Origin of the sequence: Vibrio sp. OPT41, assembly GCF_015163595.1 — a bacterium.
GTDB classification, from domain to species: domain Bacteria; phylum Pseudomonadota; class Gammaproteobacteria; order Enterobacterales; family Vibrionaceae; genus Vibrio; species Vibrio alginolyticus.
The window spans coordinates 351156-367077 of the sequence record NZ_JADDYH010000036.1 but is presented as its reverse complement, the minus strand read 5'-3'; the positions used below and the strand labels follow the sequence as shown (position 1 = coordinate 367077).

The window sequence follows — 15922 nt, the reverse complement described above, 5'->3', positions numbered from 1 at the left end:
CACTTATGCTGCCGTATTAGGGTGGGGTTAGTACCCGTATTTTCTGCCTATGCGGTTCAGGCACAGTTTTATTCATGGGGTGAGGTATCCACGTTACACGTGGCCTAATTACTTGCTTTAAGTTACACGGAAGAAACACATCTTTTTTTAGCGAGGGCCATTGCTATATTTGCGGTACTGTAGGCGCTCTCATTGATAAAGTGCGGGTAAATTTCCCCTTTGCCATTCCAATGGATATCATAACCAGCGAAAGTCGCTAATAAAGGTGCTCCTGGTTTGACCGCCTCAAAATCTCTGCCACAAATAGTAGGGTGTACTAGTGCTTGCCGCATACCCTCTTGATCAAGTGGAACCCTGATTTCTTCGGTGTAAAAAAACGCCTCATAATCGCTCAGTAAGCCTATTTGGTTGAGGTTGTGCTTTTCAACATAGTCCAATACTGCGGTAAGCATCTGTTTCATCAACTCCAACGTACTGTACTCTAGCGCACCATGTGCTTGCGCCCCGACCTCAATCATTATTCCATATTGCCCAGCAGTACAAAGGTAAGGTTGCTCTTGCCATTCTTTTCGCTCTTCGAAAAGGATATGTGCTGATGGCATTCGTTGTTTGACGTACGCGCCCAGTTTCCGATAAAACACATCGTTAGAAAGCAAAATCAACGTCGCTCCCATATTGCTTGTTGTATTGTGCAGGTCAACAATCAACAGTTTTTCTTGGTTTGCATATTTCTCGATAAATTGATGTGCAATCTTGCTTTCATGCAAATCAGGACAATGATTGCTATTCATTGCTGAGAACTCGCGATTTAAGTCTGTATCGATGTATCGGACGTTGTGTTTTACTGCTTCGGAGTTTGCGATGATCGAGCAGGCTGAAAAGGTTGATCTATTGACAGAGTAACGTTTTTCTTTGATTAGTTTATGTAAATAAATACCAGAAAGTTCGTTTCCGTGTGTTCCTGCAACGATCAGTGCTGAATTGAATGTGTTCATTATTGATCCTTCTCAAAGAGAATGGGTTGAATGACTGGTCTTCTCTTAGCCAATCCAGTGAACTGAATAAACGTTTACTAAACTGAGTAAAAGCAATCTTAGATATGTTATAACATAACAATCGTTATTATTGTTACTTAGTTTCTCATGAGTCAGTTTAAATTTATTGCTTTAATCGTTGCTGTGTTTTGTTTTTCGGTCGCTTTGCTTCTACCTACAGAGGATGAGCCAAATCAAGATAGTCACAGCGTTCAACTGAATCAAAGCAGTGATTCGTCACCACCTCCATCATCAAAGATAGTGGTTCCCTCAGATGTCAGTTTGACTCCGTTGCCTAAACCTAAACAAATACACTATATAGTTAAAGTGGGAGATACGCTCAGTGGTATCTTCGCTCAATTGGGTCTCTCTTACGGTATTTTGCAGCAAATTCTCTCAGTTGATCTTGATCACCTGCAGCTAGATATGATTAAGCCCGGAGAAGAGCTTGAATTAGTGATGGATGACATGGGGCAATTGAGTCGACTAATTTATCATATGAGCCTTGTAGAGAAGGCTATCTACACTAGAGAAAACGATGGCTCCTTCTCTTACGAATTTCAGGAAATTTCAGGGGAATGGCGTGAAACCTTATTTTCGGGAGAAATCAAAGGGAGTTTTTCAGTCTCGGCACATCGAGTAGGATTGGCATCAGGCCACGTCGCAAATATTACGCAGGTGATGAAAGATAAGATTGATTTTGCGCGATCTCTTAGAGCCGGTGACCGTTTCGATATATTAGTGAAACAGCAATATTTAGGTGAACACAAAACTGGCAATAGTGAGATTAAGGCTATTTCTTTTAACTTAGCGAGGGGCGAAGTCGCTGCATTTCTAGCCGAGGATGGACGGTTCTATGATAGAGCTGGTAACAGTTTGGAGCGAGCGTTTAACCGTTATCCTGTCGATAGGGCATACCGCCGAATCACCTCTGGGTTTAACCCTAAGCGTAAACACCCAGTGACGGGAAGAGTCACCCCGCATAACGGAACGGATTTCGCGACACCAATCGGTGCGCCAGTTTATTCTACTGGGGATGGAAAAGTAATTGCGGTCCGCAAGCACCCTTATGCCGGTAATTATTTAGTGATTGAACATAACAGTGTGTACAAAACTCGTTACCTACACTTGAATAAAATCTTGGTTAAAAAAGGTCAAGTTATAAAGCGTGGGCAAAAAATAGCCCTCTCTGGGAATACTGGTCGTTCAACCGGACCACATTTACATTTTGAAGTTTTAGTTCGTAATCGTCCGGTTGATGCAATGAAAGCCGACTTACCTATCGCGAAGTCGCTTCCTAACATCCAGAAACCTTCATTTTTGGCGCGAGTATCAGAGTTTGATTATCTAGTAGAAACGAAAAACTGAGTCCCGACAATTTGTTAGGGCTCAGTTATGCTATTTTGTGTTGTGAGGTTGGAGCAATAGGTGAGTGTCAATATGTGTTCCTAGAAGAATAATGACTGCGATTTTTTCTTTTACGTGCGCCCACATCCGCAACATCGGACGCTTTGCAACAACCTCCGCCTTTGATCGGCCTACGTGAAAACATCACACCAATCGCGAGCATCGCAATACAACTTAGGAAAATAAGAACGGTAAGAACTAAAGTCATAACACCACCTCCTATAAATCGCTGTATTGTCATCTTTCTCCAATTTTATAAACAAAGCAATGGTCGTTTTGTAACCACTTATTATTTTTATCAATAGTCAGACCTTTGCTGGTGATGAAACGTGATGAGAAACGAAGGAGAGTTCTGAGAAATCAGCCCCTGTGATCTTTACCGATTCTTAAGTTTTGCGTCTAAGACAGCAATTGGATTCCTTCTATAACTCACTAAGTTGTTATGTTATAACATGCGTTCATCCAGATTTTGTAGGTCAAAAGTATGCCATCAATTCCAGTCACCATTTTGCATGGGTTTCTCGGGTCCGGGAAAACTACGTTTTTACGCAACATTCTTCAACAAGCCGATTCTTCTGGTATTGATCTGTCCGTTATTGTTAATGACATGAGTGAGTTAGACGTCGATGGCGTGCTTATCTTAAATACCGATGCGGTGAGTGAAGAGCGGGGCAACTTTGTTACGATCAGTGGAGACAGCATCAGCAGCCTGAGTGGTGTAAAGCAGCTCGATAAAGCTCTTAAAAAGCTCTGCGCAGAAAAATCGCCAGAATGGGTTGTGATTGAAACGTCGGGCAGTAGTCATCCTTTACCTTTGGTCGAGTACTTCAAAAGTAACGCACAATTCGCACTCAAAGACGTAATTACGTTGGTGGATGCGACTTGGTTGCGAGATGACTATCGACAAGGTTCTGCCTTAATCCCTAAGTGGCAGGAGAACGTGCAGCAGGGTGTTCGCGGCGTTGAAAACTTGTTGGTAGAGCAAATCATGTTCTCAAACCGTATCATGCTCACCAAGACGGACAAAGTGGACGACAATACCGTTCGCAACATCGCGCAGGCGATTCACCCGCTTAACGTTTACACCGAGATAATCAAAACGTCGTGGGGAAACTTGGATATCCGCATGTTGAAAGGTGAGCAAGACTACAATTTCTTCCTTGTTGAGCAGTTAATCGCAGAACTTCGTGAGACGGTGAATGAGCCGTTGAATCTCTCTGATAAAGACGAACAAAGCCTTGTCGCGAAAGTGATCAAAGATGATCGACCTTTTCATCCTGCGCGTTTGTGGAATACCTGCCACCAGTATTTAACTAAAGGTGTGTTCCGCAGTAAAGGGTTCTTTTGGTTTCCAACTCGAGACGATGTTTCACTGCTTTGGAGCCAAGCAAGCGGCAATGTGGGGCTTGAAATTACAGGCTTTTGGCGCGCTTCGGTAATCAATGACGAATCGCAAAACTTCACTGAGGAACATCGTCAAATCCTGCAAGATAAGATAGACAGTGTTGAAAGCCGCTTTGGTGATCGTCGTTGTCGCTTAACGGTGATTGGGCAGGAAAACGAAGTCGATGCGTTTATTGATGCGCTGGAAAACTGCTTTTTAACGGAAGGGGAATTGGAGCAATGGCAACAAGGGGCAACATTTGAAGATCCTTGGCCAAAGAAAATAGCTAAGTTGAGCCAGAAGAAGACGGTTTGAATGCGCTGGTGAGGATTCCCTCGCTGCATGCTTGAATCTCAGCTTGTTCCAAGACGGACTTGCTGCGTTGGTTCTATATAACAAAATTGGCTCAGTGTAACTAAAAAGCCTCCCGAATGGTGGGAGGCTTTTTTGTATCTCAGTCGTTTACTGTTCCCATTCAGGGAAAGGGTCTTCCAGAGATAACCAATAGTCGAGCCCTTGCTCCATCTCATCTTCTGTTAACAAGCATTCGTTAAGACGAGCAATCAATTTCTCTTGCTCTAATCCCTGACCAATAAACACCAATTCTTGTCGCATATCGCCGTATGGTTCTTGCCAAATGTCGTTTATAGCATCTAGGTAATCTTGATCCGTCGGCCACTCCTCCTTCGGAATCGCTTTCCAAAACATACCCGCAACACCATAACGTGCGATGCCTCCCGCTTGGCTCCATTGGCCGACAAACTCTGGTCTGGTTGCTAGCCAAAAGTAACCTTTGGAACGAATCAGTTTGCCGTAATCTTTCGCATTGTGGAGGAAGTCGTAAAACTTCTCTGGATGGAAAGGGCGTCTCGCATGATAGGCAAAGCTGGAAATGCCGTATTCTTCGGTTTCAGGTATGTGCTCGCCTCGCATTTCCTTCAACCAACCTGGGGCTTGTTGTGCCTTTTCAAAACTGAAGCTTTGTGTGTCGAGTACCGCATCAAGTTCTACTTCACCATTCGAGATAGGAAGAATAGTGGCCGATGTATTGAGAGTTTTAAGAATAGCAAGAAGCCTTTCGATTTCTGATTTCTCAGCGAGGTCGGTTTTACTTATCAAGATAACGTCAGCGAACTCTACTTGATCAACGAGCAAGTCGGCGACGCTGCGTTCATCGTCTTCACCTAAGGATTCGGCTGTCTCTGTTAAGAACTTAGCTTCATCGTAATCACGCAGAAAGTTAATCGCATCAACTACTGTAACCATGGTGTCTAAACGTGCAACGTCTGAAAGTGAGAGCCCGTTTTCATCGGCAAAAGTAAAAGTCTCTGCAACGGGGAGTGGCTCGGCGATGCCAGTGGACTCGATAACTAAGTAATCGAATCTGCCTTCTTGCGCGAGTTTAGTAACTTCTTCAAGTAGATCCTCACGCAGGGTACAACAGATGCAGCCGTTACTCATTTCAACCAACTTTTCTTCACTGTGGTTGAGAGAAACTTCATTCTGAACGGTCGCTGCGTCGATGTTGACTTCGCTCATGTCGTTGACGATGACCGCCACTTTTCTGCCTTGTCTATTGTTAAGAATATGACTTAAAACGGTTGTTTTTCCTGCGCCTAGAAAGCCGGACAAAACCGTAACAGGGAGTTTCTGGGTGTTCATGCTCATGCTCTTTATAGTGTAATGTTATAATATAACAATTAATATAGTCGGTGATCTTAACTCTGGCATCAAGCAGTTTGTGACTGTGTCGAGTACTGCACCTTATTGGCGCATTCATTCGTCGTTAAGTTATACAGATTCAGATGTACGGAATTTAGAGAGCGAACTCTTATCTCGGTGTGGAGGTTCTATGAACGAAGAGAAAAAGCATGTCATGACAGAAGAAGAAATTCTTGCAGCGCCCGAGGCGGATTATATGAATGAAGCTCAGCTCGCGTTTTTTGAAAACCGATTATTTGAGCTTTATGAATCGACGTTAGCGCATATTGAACGTGCGAAAGAAGAGATGATTGCGCCAATGGAATTCAGTGACGAAAGCGATAGGGCGTCCAGTGAGGAGCAATCTGCAATCGCGTTAAGAATCATAGACAGAGAGCAAAAGCTGTTACCTAAGATTCAACAATCGTTGGCTCGCTTGCGCGCAGGGGAGTATGGCTACTGTTTAGAGTCCGGAGAACCTATCGGCATTCCAAGGTTATTGGCGCGACCTACCGCTGAATATAGTGCAGAAGTAAAAGCTCAAATGGAGTCAAAAGAGCACTGGTATAAACACTAAAGCCTCACTATCTTATGACGTCGATATTCTTCTCGTTCACTTGTTTTTTTTGATGTTCTCTGAGAAGTCTAAAGCGATGGCGACTACCGTTAGGTATGGTAGTCATTACCTTTGAGATATTAATAGTTATCGATAGGATAGAAGTAAGTTCTGTATTGTAAATAACGCACCATTTTTGTTTTTCTGAATGAGCTCTCGCTATGTTAGCGTCAAACATTTTCTCTGCTACTTCAAGCTGATCTTCTATCCTTAAAGCTAAATTGGTACTGGAGAAGTAGCATGATTGACTTTGTGGCAACTTTTATCTTTTTCTTTGCTGTCATCGATCCCATAGGTACTGTGCCCGTTTTTATCGCAGCCACAAAAAGCTATGAAGAAGTGGCAAAGCGTAAGGTCGCTCTGTTTGCGACTCTATTCTCCGCTGCTATCCTACTGTTTTTTGTTGTTGCTGGTGAAATCATACTTACAGCAATGCGTATTCCCTTGTCTGCGTTTCAAATCTCGGGCGGTATCGTATTGTTCTTGTTTGCTTTGACTATGATATTTGGTGAGAGTAAACCAGCAGAAGAAATCAGAACGCTCAATAGTCATCATGATACAGCAGTTTTTCCTCTAGCCATTCCATCAATTGCTAGCCCTGGCGCAATATTAGCCGCCGTTTTACTCACAGAGAACGTGCGGTTTAATATTTGGGAGCAAGTCCAGACCGTGGCTATGATGCTGCTGGTACTATTGGTTGTTTATATCTTGCTATTAATGGCCAGCGGCATACACAGGATTATTGGGAATACAGGAGCTAGTGCTGTAAGTCGGATCATGGGGTTGATATTAGCCGCTGTGGCCACGACCAACACTCTGAATGGGATTGAAAGTTACTTTGACCTTTAAGGCTTTTTCGCAAACTGAGCTGAAGGTATACGTTAAGAGCTAATTTTACGGCGAGATGACCGACCACCTGACAATCACTTTTCTGGCTGTTACTTCTAGCCGGATGTAATCCTTCAGGCTACTCGTGACGACCTTGTTTAAGAGGACCACGGAAAAGTTGAAAGTAAAATGCATAGATGTTGAGGGTATATATCAGATGGGGGAACTGGAGCAACACTTGCCCCCATTGAGCTGTGCCAATACTCAAAGATTAGCTGCTAGAAAACAATATCGATAATTTCTCCGCCTAGGCACTACTCTATACTCTTGTAGTCTCGCAGTATATAGAGCCTAGCATGGAGGAATTTATTAGCTTCCAACGTGCTAAGACAAGACTTTTTCATGCCTTGAGAGTATCTGAAAATTTGGGAGGCTGAGAAGTTTATTCAGTATGGCTCTTATTGGGCAGTTTATGGATCAGCCAGTAACCAAGACTCATACTAAGAACTACAGCCGCAATTCCAATCAGGTACATTGGAGACAAGGTTTCAAAGTCTATAATAATGACCTTTCGGGAGATTGCCATCAGCGCGGTGGCCATGACGATTTTTACATGAATAACATTTTCTCTCAGGTAAATAGTTATATTGATGAAAATTTCAATAGCAATTAAAACGGCCATAAAAGCACCAAAAGTGGCTAGCATATCTGAAATCGTCAGAATGAGTTTAGGTGGCGTGATAAGTTTTTGATATATCGTCCATGCAACATCTATCACACCCATGACGATTACAAACAACATAACTATCGACAATACTCTTACAGACCAATGAATCACTATCTGTAATTTTTTTGTTAACTTATCATTTTTATCGACTTCCATGGCCCTGTTTCCTTCGCTTGTTTATGTTCACTTAACCTTCATATGTTGAAGCTAGACAATTGAATACATGTCGTTTAAAGCATAGTTGCTGTGGTGAGAGATAGAAGCGTCCGAGGGAAGGAAGTTATGAAACTTAGGAGTGGGCACAATGTTGGACACATAATGTAATCTCTGGTGTCATGCGTTATTACCTCATTACCTCATTACCTCATTACCTCATTACCTCATTACCTCATTGCCTCATTTCTGATCGTGACGAGTCGACTGGTGAGGTGGTGATTCATCACCTTCACGGCAAACTGAATGAGCGGATACCACAACGTATTGATACTGGGCAAATCGATGCGCTTGTTGCTGGTTCCTCCGTGCGCTATTAATAGAAATACAAGCGAATAAGGAGTGGGTAATCGCTCAAAAGTCGGGTGGAAAAGCGGTAAAACGGCGAAAATTATTGGAACTAAGTCAAGGCCCTTTTTTTAAATGAAAAGGCTTATTGATCTGAACACACCACTTCTCCATATAATAAGTATATCCACAAATACAAACCTCAAATTGGCGATAAAGAGCTTTAATATTGATAAATATATAAACAACTTGGGTGCTGAAGAAATTTCAGTATACTGCGCTTAGGTTACACTGGAGAAAAAATCGCCGTATTCCCAGCGGGGTCCTTTGATAAGAAATAGAAATCGCGTTTGAATATGCAACCAAACGATTTTGCCGCTTGCAGTTTATTCGGTATACAAATAATAAACCTTTGACTAATCCGAAGGTCGGTCAAATGAGAGAAAGTCATGTTTTTTAATAAGTCGCTTCAACAAGAAAATCAACGATTAAAGCAGGAGTTGCAAATCCTGCAGCAAATCCAAACCAGTTTAGATGAAGAGATGATCCGCTTAACATTGGATAGTAAAGGCCTCATTACTTCTGCAAATACCAAACTACAGCAAGAACTTTTCTTACATGATGATGAGATCTTAACGAAATCAATTACTGAATTGGTACCGTCAAATTCGCGCAATACAGACCACTTTCATCGAATGAAGAAAGCCGTCCAAGATAAAGTGTTCTGGAATGGGGCATTGCAAGTACGGAAAGGTAATGGTGAGGAAGCCTGGTTAAGAACGATTATCCAGCCTGTTTTAAATGAGCGCAGAGAAGTAGAAAGCTTTTTTGTTTTTGCTTCTGAACTTACGCGAACGATCAAATCATCCCGTGAGCAAGAGGACATGCTAAATGCATTAAGTCGTTCTATGGCGGTGATTGAGTTCACATTAGATGGCCATGTTTTAAAAGCCAACGATAATTTCCTAAACACAATGGGTTATACGCTTGATCAGATTCTAGGGAAGCATCATCGCATGTTTTGTGATCAGGAAGAGTCGAGCTCTCAAGCTTACCGTGAGTTTTGGCAACGTTTAGCAAAAGGGCAATTTTCATCAGAGCGATTCAAACGAGTTAACCGTTATGGTGAAGAGGTGTGGTTAGAGGCTTCATATAACCCTATCCATAACGACAGAGGAGAGCTCTACAAGGTCGTTAAGTTCGCGACAGATATTACCCAGCAGGTGATGCAGGAACAGAAAATGGCCCAGGCTGCGCAATTGGCGAACGAAATCTCCCAAGAAACTGGAACACAAACCCTGCAAGGGCAAGAGGTTATAGGCTCAACGTTAGAAAAGATGCAGATACTTTCCGAGCAAATGCAGCAAGCGAACACCGCGATTGACGAGCTTAAAGCGCACTCATCGCGTATTAGCGAGTTGGTAAATAGCATCAGTGGTATCGCTGACCAAACTAACTTATTGGCGTTAAATGCGGCGATAGAAGCGGCTCGTGCGGGTGAGCATGGTAGAGGTTTTGCCGTTGTTGCTGATGAAGTCAGACAGCTTGCTACAAGAACCAATGCAACCACCGATGAAATTGTCACAATGGTCAGTGAAAACCTACAGCGAACAGATAACGCAGTTAAGCTGATCGCTAAATGCCAAAAAGAAGCACTAGATACGCTAGAGCTCTCTGAAAAAGCAGGCAATGTGATGAATGAAATACAAGATGGCGCTAGCCGTGTTGTAGAGGCCGTGGAGCAATTTAACCGCTCGTTGTAGTCAGTTCTTCATGCCAGCACAGGCTTTTAAGTTCCTATATAATCAAATTGTTTACTAGTGCTACTCATCGCCAATCAAGCGTGTTTTTGGTGATGAGAAAGCCAGTTCATTCCTTTCTTAATATTTCGTATTTCTATCTTTACGTGTCGCTATTTTACAACACTGTTAATAAAAAGTAGCGTAATTTAATCTCCTGTTAACTTGGTTGCGAATCACAGTTGGGGGAGACCTACTTGGACTTACTAAATTTCACCATAGATAACTTAGCGCTGCTAGGTACGCTTACCATGGAGCACATCTCTTTGGTTGCTCTGGCTGTTGGGCTTGCCATCTTAACTGGCGTACCTATCGGCATTCTTATCACACAAAATGAGCGCGCTGCGAAAGTGGTGCTTTACGTAGCGTCCATCATTATCACCATTCCTTCAATCGCATTGTTTGGTTTGATGATTCCTCTCTTATCGACCATTGGTCATGGGATTGGCTACGTGCCCGCCGTGATTACCGTACTGCTTTATTCTCAGCTGCCTATTATTCGCAACACTTATACCGCAATTCACAACGTAGAACCATCGCTCAGAGAGGCTGCTCGCGGTATCGGGATGACGCCTTTTCAACGTTTGAAAATGGTGGAAATTCCATTGGCGATTCCGGTGATTATGGCGGGTGTGAGAACGGCAGTAGTAATGAATATTGGCGTTATGGCGATCGCCGCGTATATCGGAGCCGGTGGGCTGGGCGTGTTTATCAGCCGTGGCATCTCGCAAAGTGATCCTCGACAACTGATCGTTGGTGCCATCGCCGTCAGCCTTCTGGCTATCATCGCGGATTACGGATTGATTCGACTACAAAAAAGATTAACGCCACCGGGCCTAACCGCTGCTCGATAAAGGACAAATAATAGGGACATTCAAATGATCAAAATTGACAAGCTAACCAAAATTTTTGAAACGCCTAATGGCCCGGTGACTGCCGCAGATCACATTGAGATGGAAGTTCACAGTGGTGAAATATGTGTGTTACTTGGCCCGTCCGGTTGTGGCAAAACCACCACGCTGAAAATGGTCAACCGAATTATTCCCGCGACATCGGGCAAGATCTATCTTGGCGGTGAAGATACTTCTGGGATGGATACAGTCACTCTGCGCCGCAACATCGGCTATGTTATTCAGCAAATTGGCTTATTTCCCAACATGACGATCGGCGAAAACATCGCGGTGGTTCCCAAGTTATTAGGGTGGGATAAGGCAAGATACATGACGCGTGCAAAAGAGCTATTGGAGATGGTTGCTCTTGATCCTAGTGTCTTTCTTAATCGTTATCCAAATGAGTTGTCTGGCGGACAGCAGCAACGAATTGGAGTTGCTCGAGCGCTAGCTGCGGATCCTCCCGTCATGCTGATGGATGAACCTTTTGGTGCGATTGACCCGATCAACCGTGAAGTAATCCAGGATGAGTTCCTTAAAATGCAGCAAGAGCTCAACAAGACCATCATGTTTGTCAGTCATGACATTGATGAAGCGGTCAAAATGGCCGATAGAATTGCGATTTTCCGCGATGGTCATCTGGTTCAGTACGATACGCCTGACGATTTGCTCGCACACCCGAAAGATGATTTCGTGAAAAACTTTGTCGGAGATGATCGCGCACTTAAACGTCTACGCTTAGTGACGGCTGAGTCCGTCATGCAGACCACCTTTGCGCACGTGAAACCTAACGAGACGCTTGCCGACGCTTTAACCAAAATTGACGCGTATGGGTATCGCGACGCCGTGATATTAGTAAATGGCCAACACCAGCCTATCGGTTATGTGCCAAAAGCTACAGCAATCAATATGAAGGGGTACTGCGGCGAACATTATGTCGGCCTGAAAACAATCGCCCGAACCACGGATGATCTGCGTAAAGTCGCGTCGAAGATGTTCACGCACGACATTGTTTGGATGCCGTGTGTTGACGAGAATGGCCGCTTAGTGGGCGAAGTCACACAGCGCGGCATTACTCATTATCTAGGCGCAACTTATCAGCGCGATACCTCTCTTAGTGAGCCACAGCCATTGCATCAGGCTAAGGAGGCATCGTGACCAATCAGCTAAAACAAACCTACTATTTCGTTTTATTGGCGTGTGTCTTTGCGTTGGGTATTTATTTACAAGGCGCGGGTACGATCGATGATTTCCTCTACTACCAAGAAGACATTGTTTATTTGACGGTTCAGCACATTGAACTGGTGCTGCTGTCTGGTGGATTGGCGATCCTAATCGCTATTCCCGTCGGCGTATTGCTCAGCCGTCCTCGTTTTCAGAAAGTCGCAGAATCGGCGATGCAGGTTTTGAATGTGGGGACCACGATTCCTACTTTAGCTATTCTTGCGCTGGCAATGAGCTTTCTTGGCATTGGCACCGTGCCTGCGGTATTTGGGCTGACGATTGCCTCGTTGTTGCCGATTGTCAGAAACACCTACATCGGGCTGAAAGAAGTGCCCGCTCATTTAAAAGAAGCGGCGTCAGGCATTGGTATGACCGAGTTACAAATGTTATTTCAGGTTGAAATTCCTAATGCGCTGTTCGTCACTTTTGCCAGTATCCGCACGGCGTTAGCTGTCAACGTGGGCACCGTGCCACTGGCCTTCTTAATTGGTGGCGGTGGGTTAGGGGAGCTCATTTTTACCGGTATTGATCTGGATGAACCCATCATGATGCTGGCAGGCGCTATTCCTACAGCGATGTTGGCTATCGCTATCGACAGTGTGGTAGGAGCCGTTTCCTATGTCACTGTACCTAAAGGCTGTAACCCTATTAGAGCTAGACAATAACAATCCTAAAAATTGAACACAGACAGGAGTCAAACATGTTAAAGCAAATTACTCGCCGCTTGCTGGCCGTTGGTGTACTGCTTTCAAGTTTTCACGCATCCGCGGAAATCGTCGTAGGTGGCAAAAACTTTACAGAACAACAGCTTTTAACGGAGATCACGTCTCAATATTTAACCAAAAAAGGCTACGACGTTGATAAGCGTTCGGGCATGGGCAGTGCGGTTTTGCGTAAAGCGCAAGAAAACGGCCAGATTGATCTTTATTGGGAATACACGGGCACATCACTGATCATTTACAACAAAGTCAAAGACAAGCTCCCAGCAGAGCAAGTGTATCAACGCGTTAAGGAACTCGATGCGAAGAAAGGCCTAGTTTGGCTTAACCCTTCAAAAGCGAATAACACCTACGCGCTCGCTATGCGCAGTGACGATGCGAAACAACGTGGCATCTCTACCTTATCCGACTTCGCCGAGCAAATGCGCCAAGACCCGCCAATGACCATTGCTTTGAATGCGGAATTCTATGCACGAAAAGATGGCTTCCGACCTTTACAGAAAACCTACAAATTCAAAGCTTCACGTGACCAAGTGAAACGCATGGATACTGGGTTAACTTATGATGCGCTAAAAGGGAAAGAAGTCGATGCTGCGCTCGTGTTTGCAACAGATGGTCGTATCAAAGCATTCGGTTTTACCGTTTTAACGGATGACAAACAGTTTTTCCCTGATTACGCGATCACTCCTGTTGTTCGCCAAGAAACGTTAGATATGAACCCAGAGCTTGCCGAGCAATTGAACGCCCTTTCTGCGGCGATCGATGGCGATACGATGTCGACTTTGAATCAACAAGTTGATGTGGAGCGACGTTCGATCTCAGAAGTCGCAAGCCAGTTCCTATCTGAGCATAACTTGGGGTAGTACCATGACTATCCTGCAAGTCAGTGTGGCCCAAATCAACGCCCAGTTAGGCGATGTGAATGCCAATCTGAATATTCATCAGGATTACATAAAGCAAGCTGCGGCCTTAGGGTCGCAGCTATTGCTGTTTCCTGAACTCTCCTTGACCGGATACCAGCTCCAATCCTCTGTGCGTGAAGTTGCCATGAAGCGTGATGATGCTCGGCTTAAAGAGCTTGCGCAACTTGCACCGCAGATGTCCGTGATTGTCGGCTTTGTTGAACAGGCCGCTCCGGGAGAATACTACAACGCGATGGCTTGGTTGCTCGGTGGTACGGTGGTTGCTGTGCATCGTAAAGTCAATTTACCAACCTATGGTGGGCTTGAAGAGGGTAAGTGGTTTCATTCGGGAGAGGCTACCACCAGCGTTTCTCTTGATGAAAATTGGCGAGGCTCGGTTTTAATTTGTGCCGATTTATGGAACCCACCTTTGGTTCATTGCGCGCTACTCGATAAGCCTGAAATCTTGCTCGCGCCGATCAACTCGGCCAGCAGTATTGTCAGTAAAGACTTTTCCAACGAAGACAACTGGTTAGTTAACGTTAAATTTTATGCGGTGCTCTACGGAACTCCAGTTTTGATGGCTAATCGTTACGGGCCAGAGGGCGAAGCGTGGTTTTGGGGAGGAAGCTGTATTTTGTCTCCAACGGGCGAGCTATTGGCGCAGGCAGAAGACGGTGAAACCTTGATAACTGCAACCTTGTCATTGGACGATATTGATAAAGCCAGGTTCGAGCTGCCTACCGTGCGAGACAGCAATACACCATTGATCACAACGCTATTGTCGAAGGCAAAACGCTAAAACTGGAGCAGTAGATGATGCAATCTATTCATCGATTTATTCACGAATTAACCTTTGAACAGCTTCCTGCTGACGTTATTGAACAAGCGAAATATTGCGTCTTGGATCTGTTGGGTGTCGCCGCAGCAGGTAAAGCGACGCAACTGCAAAATATGGTAGCTAAACTCGCGCAGAAGCAGTTTGCCGGTGATACGCCGATGCTGTTTTCTGATCACACGGCCAGTGGTTGTGGGGCGACTCTATATGGCGGCATGTTGATTGACAGCATGGACGCGCACGACGGCCAAGTCCTGACGAAAGGCCATGTTGGCGTCGCTGTTTTGCCGGGGCTGCTCGCCAGTATGCATGAGTCAGCGATCACGGGAGAAGAGTTATTAACGTCCCTCATCATTGGCTACGAAATTGCAACTCGCGCCGGAATCGCGCTGCATCAAACCGCTTGTGACTATCATACTTCTGGTGCTTGGAATGCGTTGGGCGTCGCTGCGGTGTCTGCAAGAAGAAAAGACTTAACGGATGCACAAACAGAGCATGCGCTCGGCATTGCCGAGTTCTATGGCCCGCGCAGTCAAATGATGCGTTGTATTGAACATCCAACCATGCTCAAAGACGGCTCTGGCTGGGGAGCGATGGCGGGCTTTGCCAGTGCAGAGCTGGCAGAAGAGGGCTTTACTGGCGCGCCAGCCGTGACTCTGCTGGACCAACAAACTCACGCTTTGTGGGCAGATTTAGGGCAGCGCTGGTATATCCTGGAGCAATACTTTAAACCGTATCCGGTTTGTCGTTGGGCTCAACCCGCGGTTGAAGCGGTGAGAGCGCTGCAACAAGAAAATAAACTAGAACCTGATGAGATTGAACTTATCGAAGTTCACAGCTTTCACCAGGCGGTGTGCCTGCATACCAAGCGCCCTGAGACAACCGAGCAGGCTCAGTACAGTTTGCCATTTTCAGTCGCGAGTGCGGTTATAGATAATACGGTCACGGTAGAAGCCGTCACCAAAGGACTGAACGATCCTGCTCGCTTGGCACTTACGGAACGGATGAAGTTAATTGAAGAGCCTGCATACAATGATAAGTTTCCAGCCGAACGTTGGGCGCATGTCGTGGTGACGTTGAAAAATGGCGACAAACTGACTTCGCCTCCCTGTATTGCGCGAGGTAATCCTGAAAATCCGCTCAGTCGAGGCGAGATGCGAGGTAAGTTTCGTACTTTGGCAGAGAAAGAACTGCCCGCTTCGCGCGTGTCAGCGATAGAAGAGGGCTGTTTGCAACTTGATAAAGCCAGTAAAGAGCAGGTACTTGCTTGGCTATCATTGCTTTACCAAGGCACGTTGTCCGATAAGCCGTCTGACACATCACGATGAGATCGAAGAGATCGAACTCCTTTC

The 15922-nt window shown here is 45.0% G+C and carries 15 protein-coding genes and 1 pseudogene; 13 read left to right on the top strand and 3 right to left on the bottom strand.

The annotated features are described in order from the left end of the window. Positions 1-122 precede the first annotated feature (122 nt). The gene (locus tag IQP38_RS15940; protein ID WP_193837748.1) at positions 123-995 is read right to left on the bottom strand and encodes an aspartoacylase; all 873 of its coding nucleotides are present in this window, start codon (positions 993-995) and stop codon (positions 123-125) included. 147 nt (positions 996-1142) lie between these two features. Between IQP38_RS15940 and IQP38_RS15935 the strand changes: the two genes are divergently transcribed. Both IQP38_RS15935 and IQP38_RS15930 read left to right on the top strand, forming a co-directional pair. Next, positions 1143-2402, top strand: coding sequence for a peptidoglycan DD-metalloendopeptidase family protein (locus IQP38_RS15935; protein WP_054701335.1), 1260 nt, complete (start codon positions 1143-1145; stop codon positions 2400-2402). Positions 2403-2925: 523 nt separating this feature from the next. Further along, on the top strand, positions 2926-4140 hold the full coding sequence (locus tag IQP38_RS15930; protein WP_193837747.1) for a CobW family GTP-binding protein: 1215 nt from the start codon (positions 2926-2928) through the stop codon (positions 4138-4140). Between the two features lie 147 nt (positions 4141-4287). Here the strand turns inward: IQP38_RS15930 and zigA are convergent, their stop codons facing one another. Continuing rightward, a complete protein-coding gene (gene zigA / locus IQP38_RS15925) occupies positions 4288-5487 on the bottom strand; it encodes a zinc metallochaperone GTPase ZigA (protein ID WP_005375723.1) in 1200 nt (399 codons plus the stop codon). Between the two features lie 190 nt (positions 5488-5677). Between zigA and IQP38_RS15920 the strand changes: the two genes are divergently transcribed. Both IQP38_RS15920 and IQP38_RS15915 read left to right on the top strand, forming a co-directional pair. Next, positions 5678-6103 carry a TraR/DksA C4-type zinc finger protein gene (locus IQP38_RS15920; protein WP_053303728.1) on the top strand — a complete coding sequence of 142 codons (426 nt, stop codon included), beginning with the start codon at positions 5678-5680 and terminating at the stop codon, positions 6101-6103. Between the two features lie 279 nt (positions 6104-6382). Continuing rightward, on the top strand, positions 6383-6991 hold the full coding sequence (locus tag IQP38_RS15915; protein ID WP_017635732.1) for a MarC family protein: 609 nt from the start codon (positions 6383-6385) through the stop codon (positions 6989-6991). 421 nt (positions 6992-7412) lie between these two features. On the opposite strand, the gene IQP38_RS15910 is transcribed toward IQP38_RS15915, so the two are convergent. Next, the gene (locus IQP38_RS15910) at positions 7413-7853 is read right to left on the bottom strand and encodes a phosphate-starvation-inducible PsiE family protein (RefSeq protein WP_005375731.1); all 441 of its coding nucleotides are present in this window, start codon (positions 7851-7853) and stop codon (positions 7413-7415) included. A 179-nt stretch (positions 7854-8032) separates the two neighbouring features. Between IQP38_RS15910 and IQP38_RS27055 the strand changes: the two genes are divergently transcribed. The 9 genes and pseudogenes from IQP38_RS27055 (at position 8033) to IQP38_RS15870 (ending at position 15898) form a co-directional block, all read left to right on the top strand. Beyond that, positions 8033-8230: a hypothetical protein gene (locus tag IQP38_RS27055; protein WP_193837746.1), complete on the top strand. Its 198-nt coding sequence runs from the start codon at positions 8033-8035 to the stop codon at positions 8228-8230. A 417-nt stretch (positions 8231-8647) separates the two neighbouring features. Next, a pseudogene (locus tag IQP38_RS27050) lies at positions 8648-9427 on the top strand (PAS domain-containing protein); the annotation flags it as partial. Next, complete coding sequence (locus IQP38_RS27045) at positions 9425-9961, top strand: methyl-accepting chemotaxis protein (protein WP_372036153.1); 537 nt, start codon at positions 9425-9427, stop codon at positions 9959-9961. The pseudogene IQP38_RS27050 and the gene IQP38_RS27045, both read left to right, overlap by 3 nt. Before the next feature lie 287 nt (positions 9962-10248). Continuing rightward, the gene (locus IQP38_RS15895) at positions 10249-10851 is read left to right on the top strand and encodes an ABC transporter permease (RefSeq protein WP_017635730.1); all 603 of its coding nucleotides are present in this window, start codon (positions 10249-10251) and stop codon (positions 10849-10851) included. 24 nt (positions 10852-10875) lie between these two features. Continuing rightward, positions 10876-12045, top strand: coding sequence for an ABC transporter ATP-binding protein (locus tag IQP38_RS15890; RefSeq protein ID WP_005375741.1), 1170 nt, complete (start codon positions 10876-10878; stop codon positions 12043-12045). Further along, complete coding sequence (locus IQP38_RS15885; protein ID WP_193837745.1) at positions 12042-12776, top strand: ABC transporter permease; 735 nt, start codon at positions 12042-12044, stop codon at positions 12774-12776. The genes IQP38_RS15890 and IQP38_RS15885 overlap by 4 nt, the downstream gene beginning before the upstream one ends. A gap of 35 nt (positions 12777-12811) precedes the next feature. Then, positions 12812-13693, top strand: a complete 882-nt coding sequence (locus IQP38_RS15880; protein WP_193837744.1) for a glycine betaine ABC transporter substrate-binding protein — start codon at positions 12812-12814, stop codon at positions 13691-13693. Positions 13694-13697: 4 nt separating this feature from the next. Beyond that, a complete protein-coding gene (locus IQP38_RS15875; protein WP_193837743.1) occupies positions 13698-14534 on the top strand; it encodes a nitrilase-related carbon-nitrogen hydrolase in 837 nt (278 codons plus the stop codon). A 14-nt stretch (positions 14535-14548) separates the two neighbouring features. Further along, positions 14549-15898: an MmgE/PrpD family protein gene (locus IQP38_RS15870; RefSeq protein ID WP_193837742.1), complete on the top strand. Its 1350-nt coding sequence runs from the start codon at positions 14549-14551 to the stop codon at positions 15896-15898. Positions 15899-15922: the final 24 nt, after the last annotated feature.

What these genes read in the sequence shown, in the direction of transcription:
- IQP38_RS15880 (WP_193837744.1), top strand. Translation starts at nt 12,812, where the DNA reads ATGTTAAAGCAAATTACTCGCCGCTTGCTGGCCGTTGGTGTACTGCTT.
- IQP38_RS15935 (WP_054701335.1), top strand. Translation starts at nt 1,143, where the DNA reads ATGAGTCAGTTTAAATTTATTGCTTTAATCGTTGCTGTGTTTTGTTTT.
- IQP38_RS15895 (WP_017635730.1), top strand. Translation starts at nt 10,249, where the DNA reads ATGGAGCACATCTCTTTGGTTGCTCTGGCTGTTGGGCTTGCCATCTTA.
- IQP38_RS15930 (WP_193837747.1), top strand. Translation starts at nt 2,926, where the DNA reads ATGCCATCAATTCCAGTCACCATTTTGCATGGGTTTCTCGGGTCCGGG.
- IQP38_RS15890 (WP_005375741.1), top strand. Translation starts at nt 10,876, where the DNA reads ATGATCAAAATTGACAAGCTAACCAAAATTTTTGAAACGCCTAATGGC.
- IQP38_RS15870 (WP_193837742.1), top strand. Translation starts at nt 14,549, where the DNA reads ATGATGCAATCTATTCATCGATTTATTCACGAATTAACCTTTGAACAG.
- IQP38_RS15910 (WP_005375731.1), bottom strand. Translation starts at nt 7,853, where the DNA reads ATGGAAGTCGATAAAAATGATAAGTTAACAAAAAAATTACAGATAGTG.
- IQP38_RS27045 (WP_372036153.1), top strand. Translation starts at nt 9,425, where the DNA reads ATGCAGGAACAGAAAATGGCCCAGGCTGCGCAATTGGCGAACGAAATC.
- zigA (WP_005375723.1), bottom strand. Translation starts at nt 5,487, where the DNA reads ATGAACACCCAGAAACTCCCTGTTACGGTTTTGTCCGGCTTTCTAGGC.
- IQP38_RS27055 (WP_193837746.1), top strand. Translation starts at nt 8,033, where the DNA reads ATGCGTTATTACCTCATTACCTCATTACCTCATTACCTCATTACCTCA.
- IQP38_RS15920 (WP_053303728.1), top strand. Translation starts at nt 5,678, where the DNA reads ATGAACGAAGAGAAAAAGCATGTCATGACAGAAGAAGAAATTCTTGCA.
- IQP38_RS15940 (WP_193837748.1), bottom strand. Translation starts at nt 995, where the DNA reads ATGAACACATTCAATTCAGCACTGATCGTTGCAGGAACACACGGAAAC.
- IQP38_RS15915 (WP_017635732.1), top strand. Translation starts at nt 6,383, where the DNA reads ATGATTGACTTTGTGGCAACTTTTATCTTTTTCTTTGCTGTCATCGAT.
- IQP38_RS15875 (WP_193837743.1), top strand. Translation starts at nt 13,698, where the DNA reads ATGACTATCCTGCAAGTCAGTGTGGCCCAAATCAACGCCCAGTTAGGC.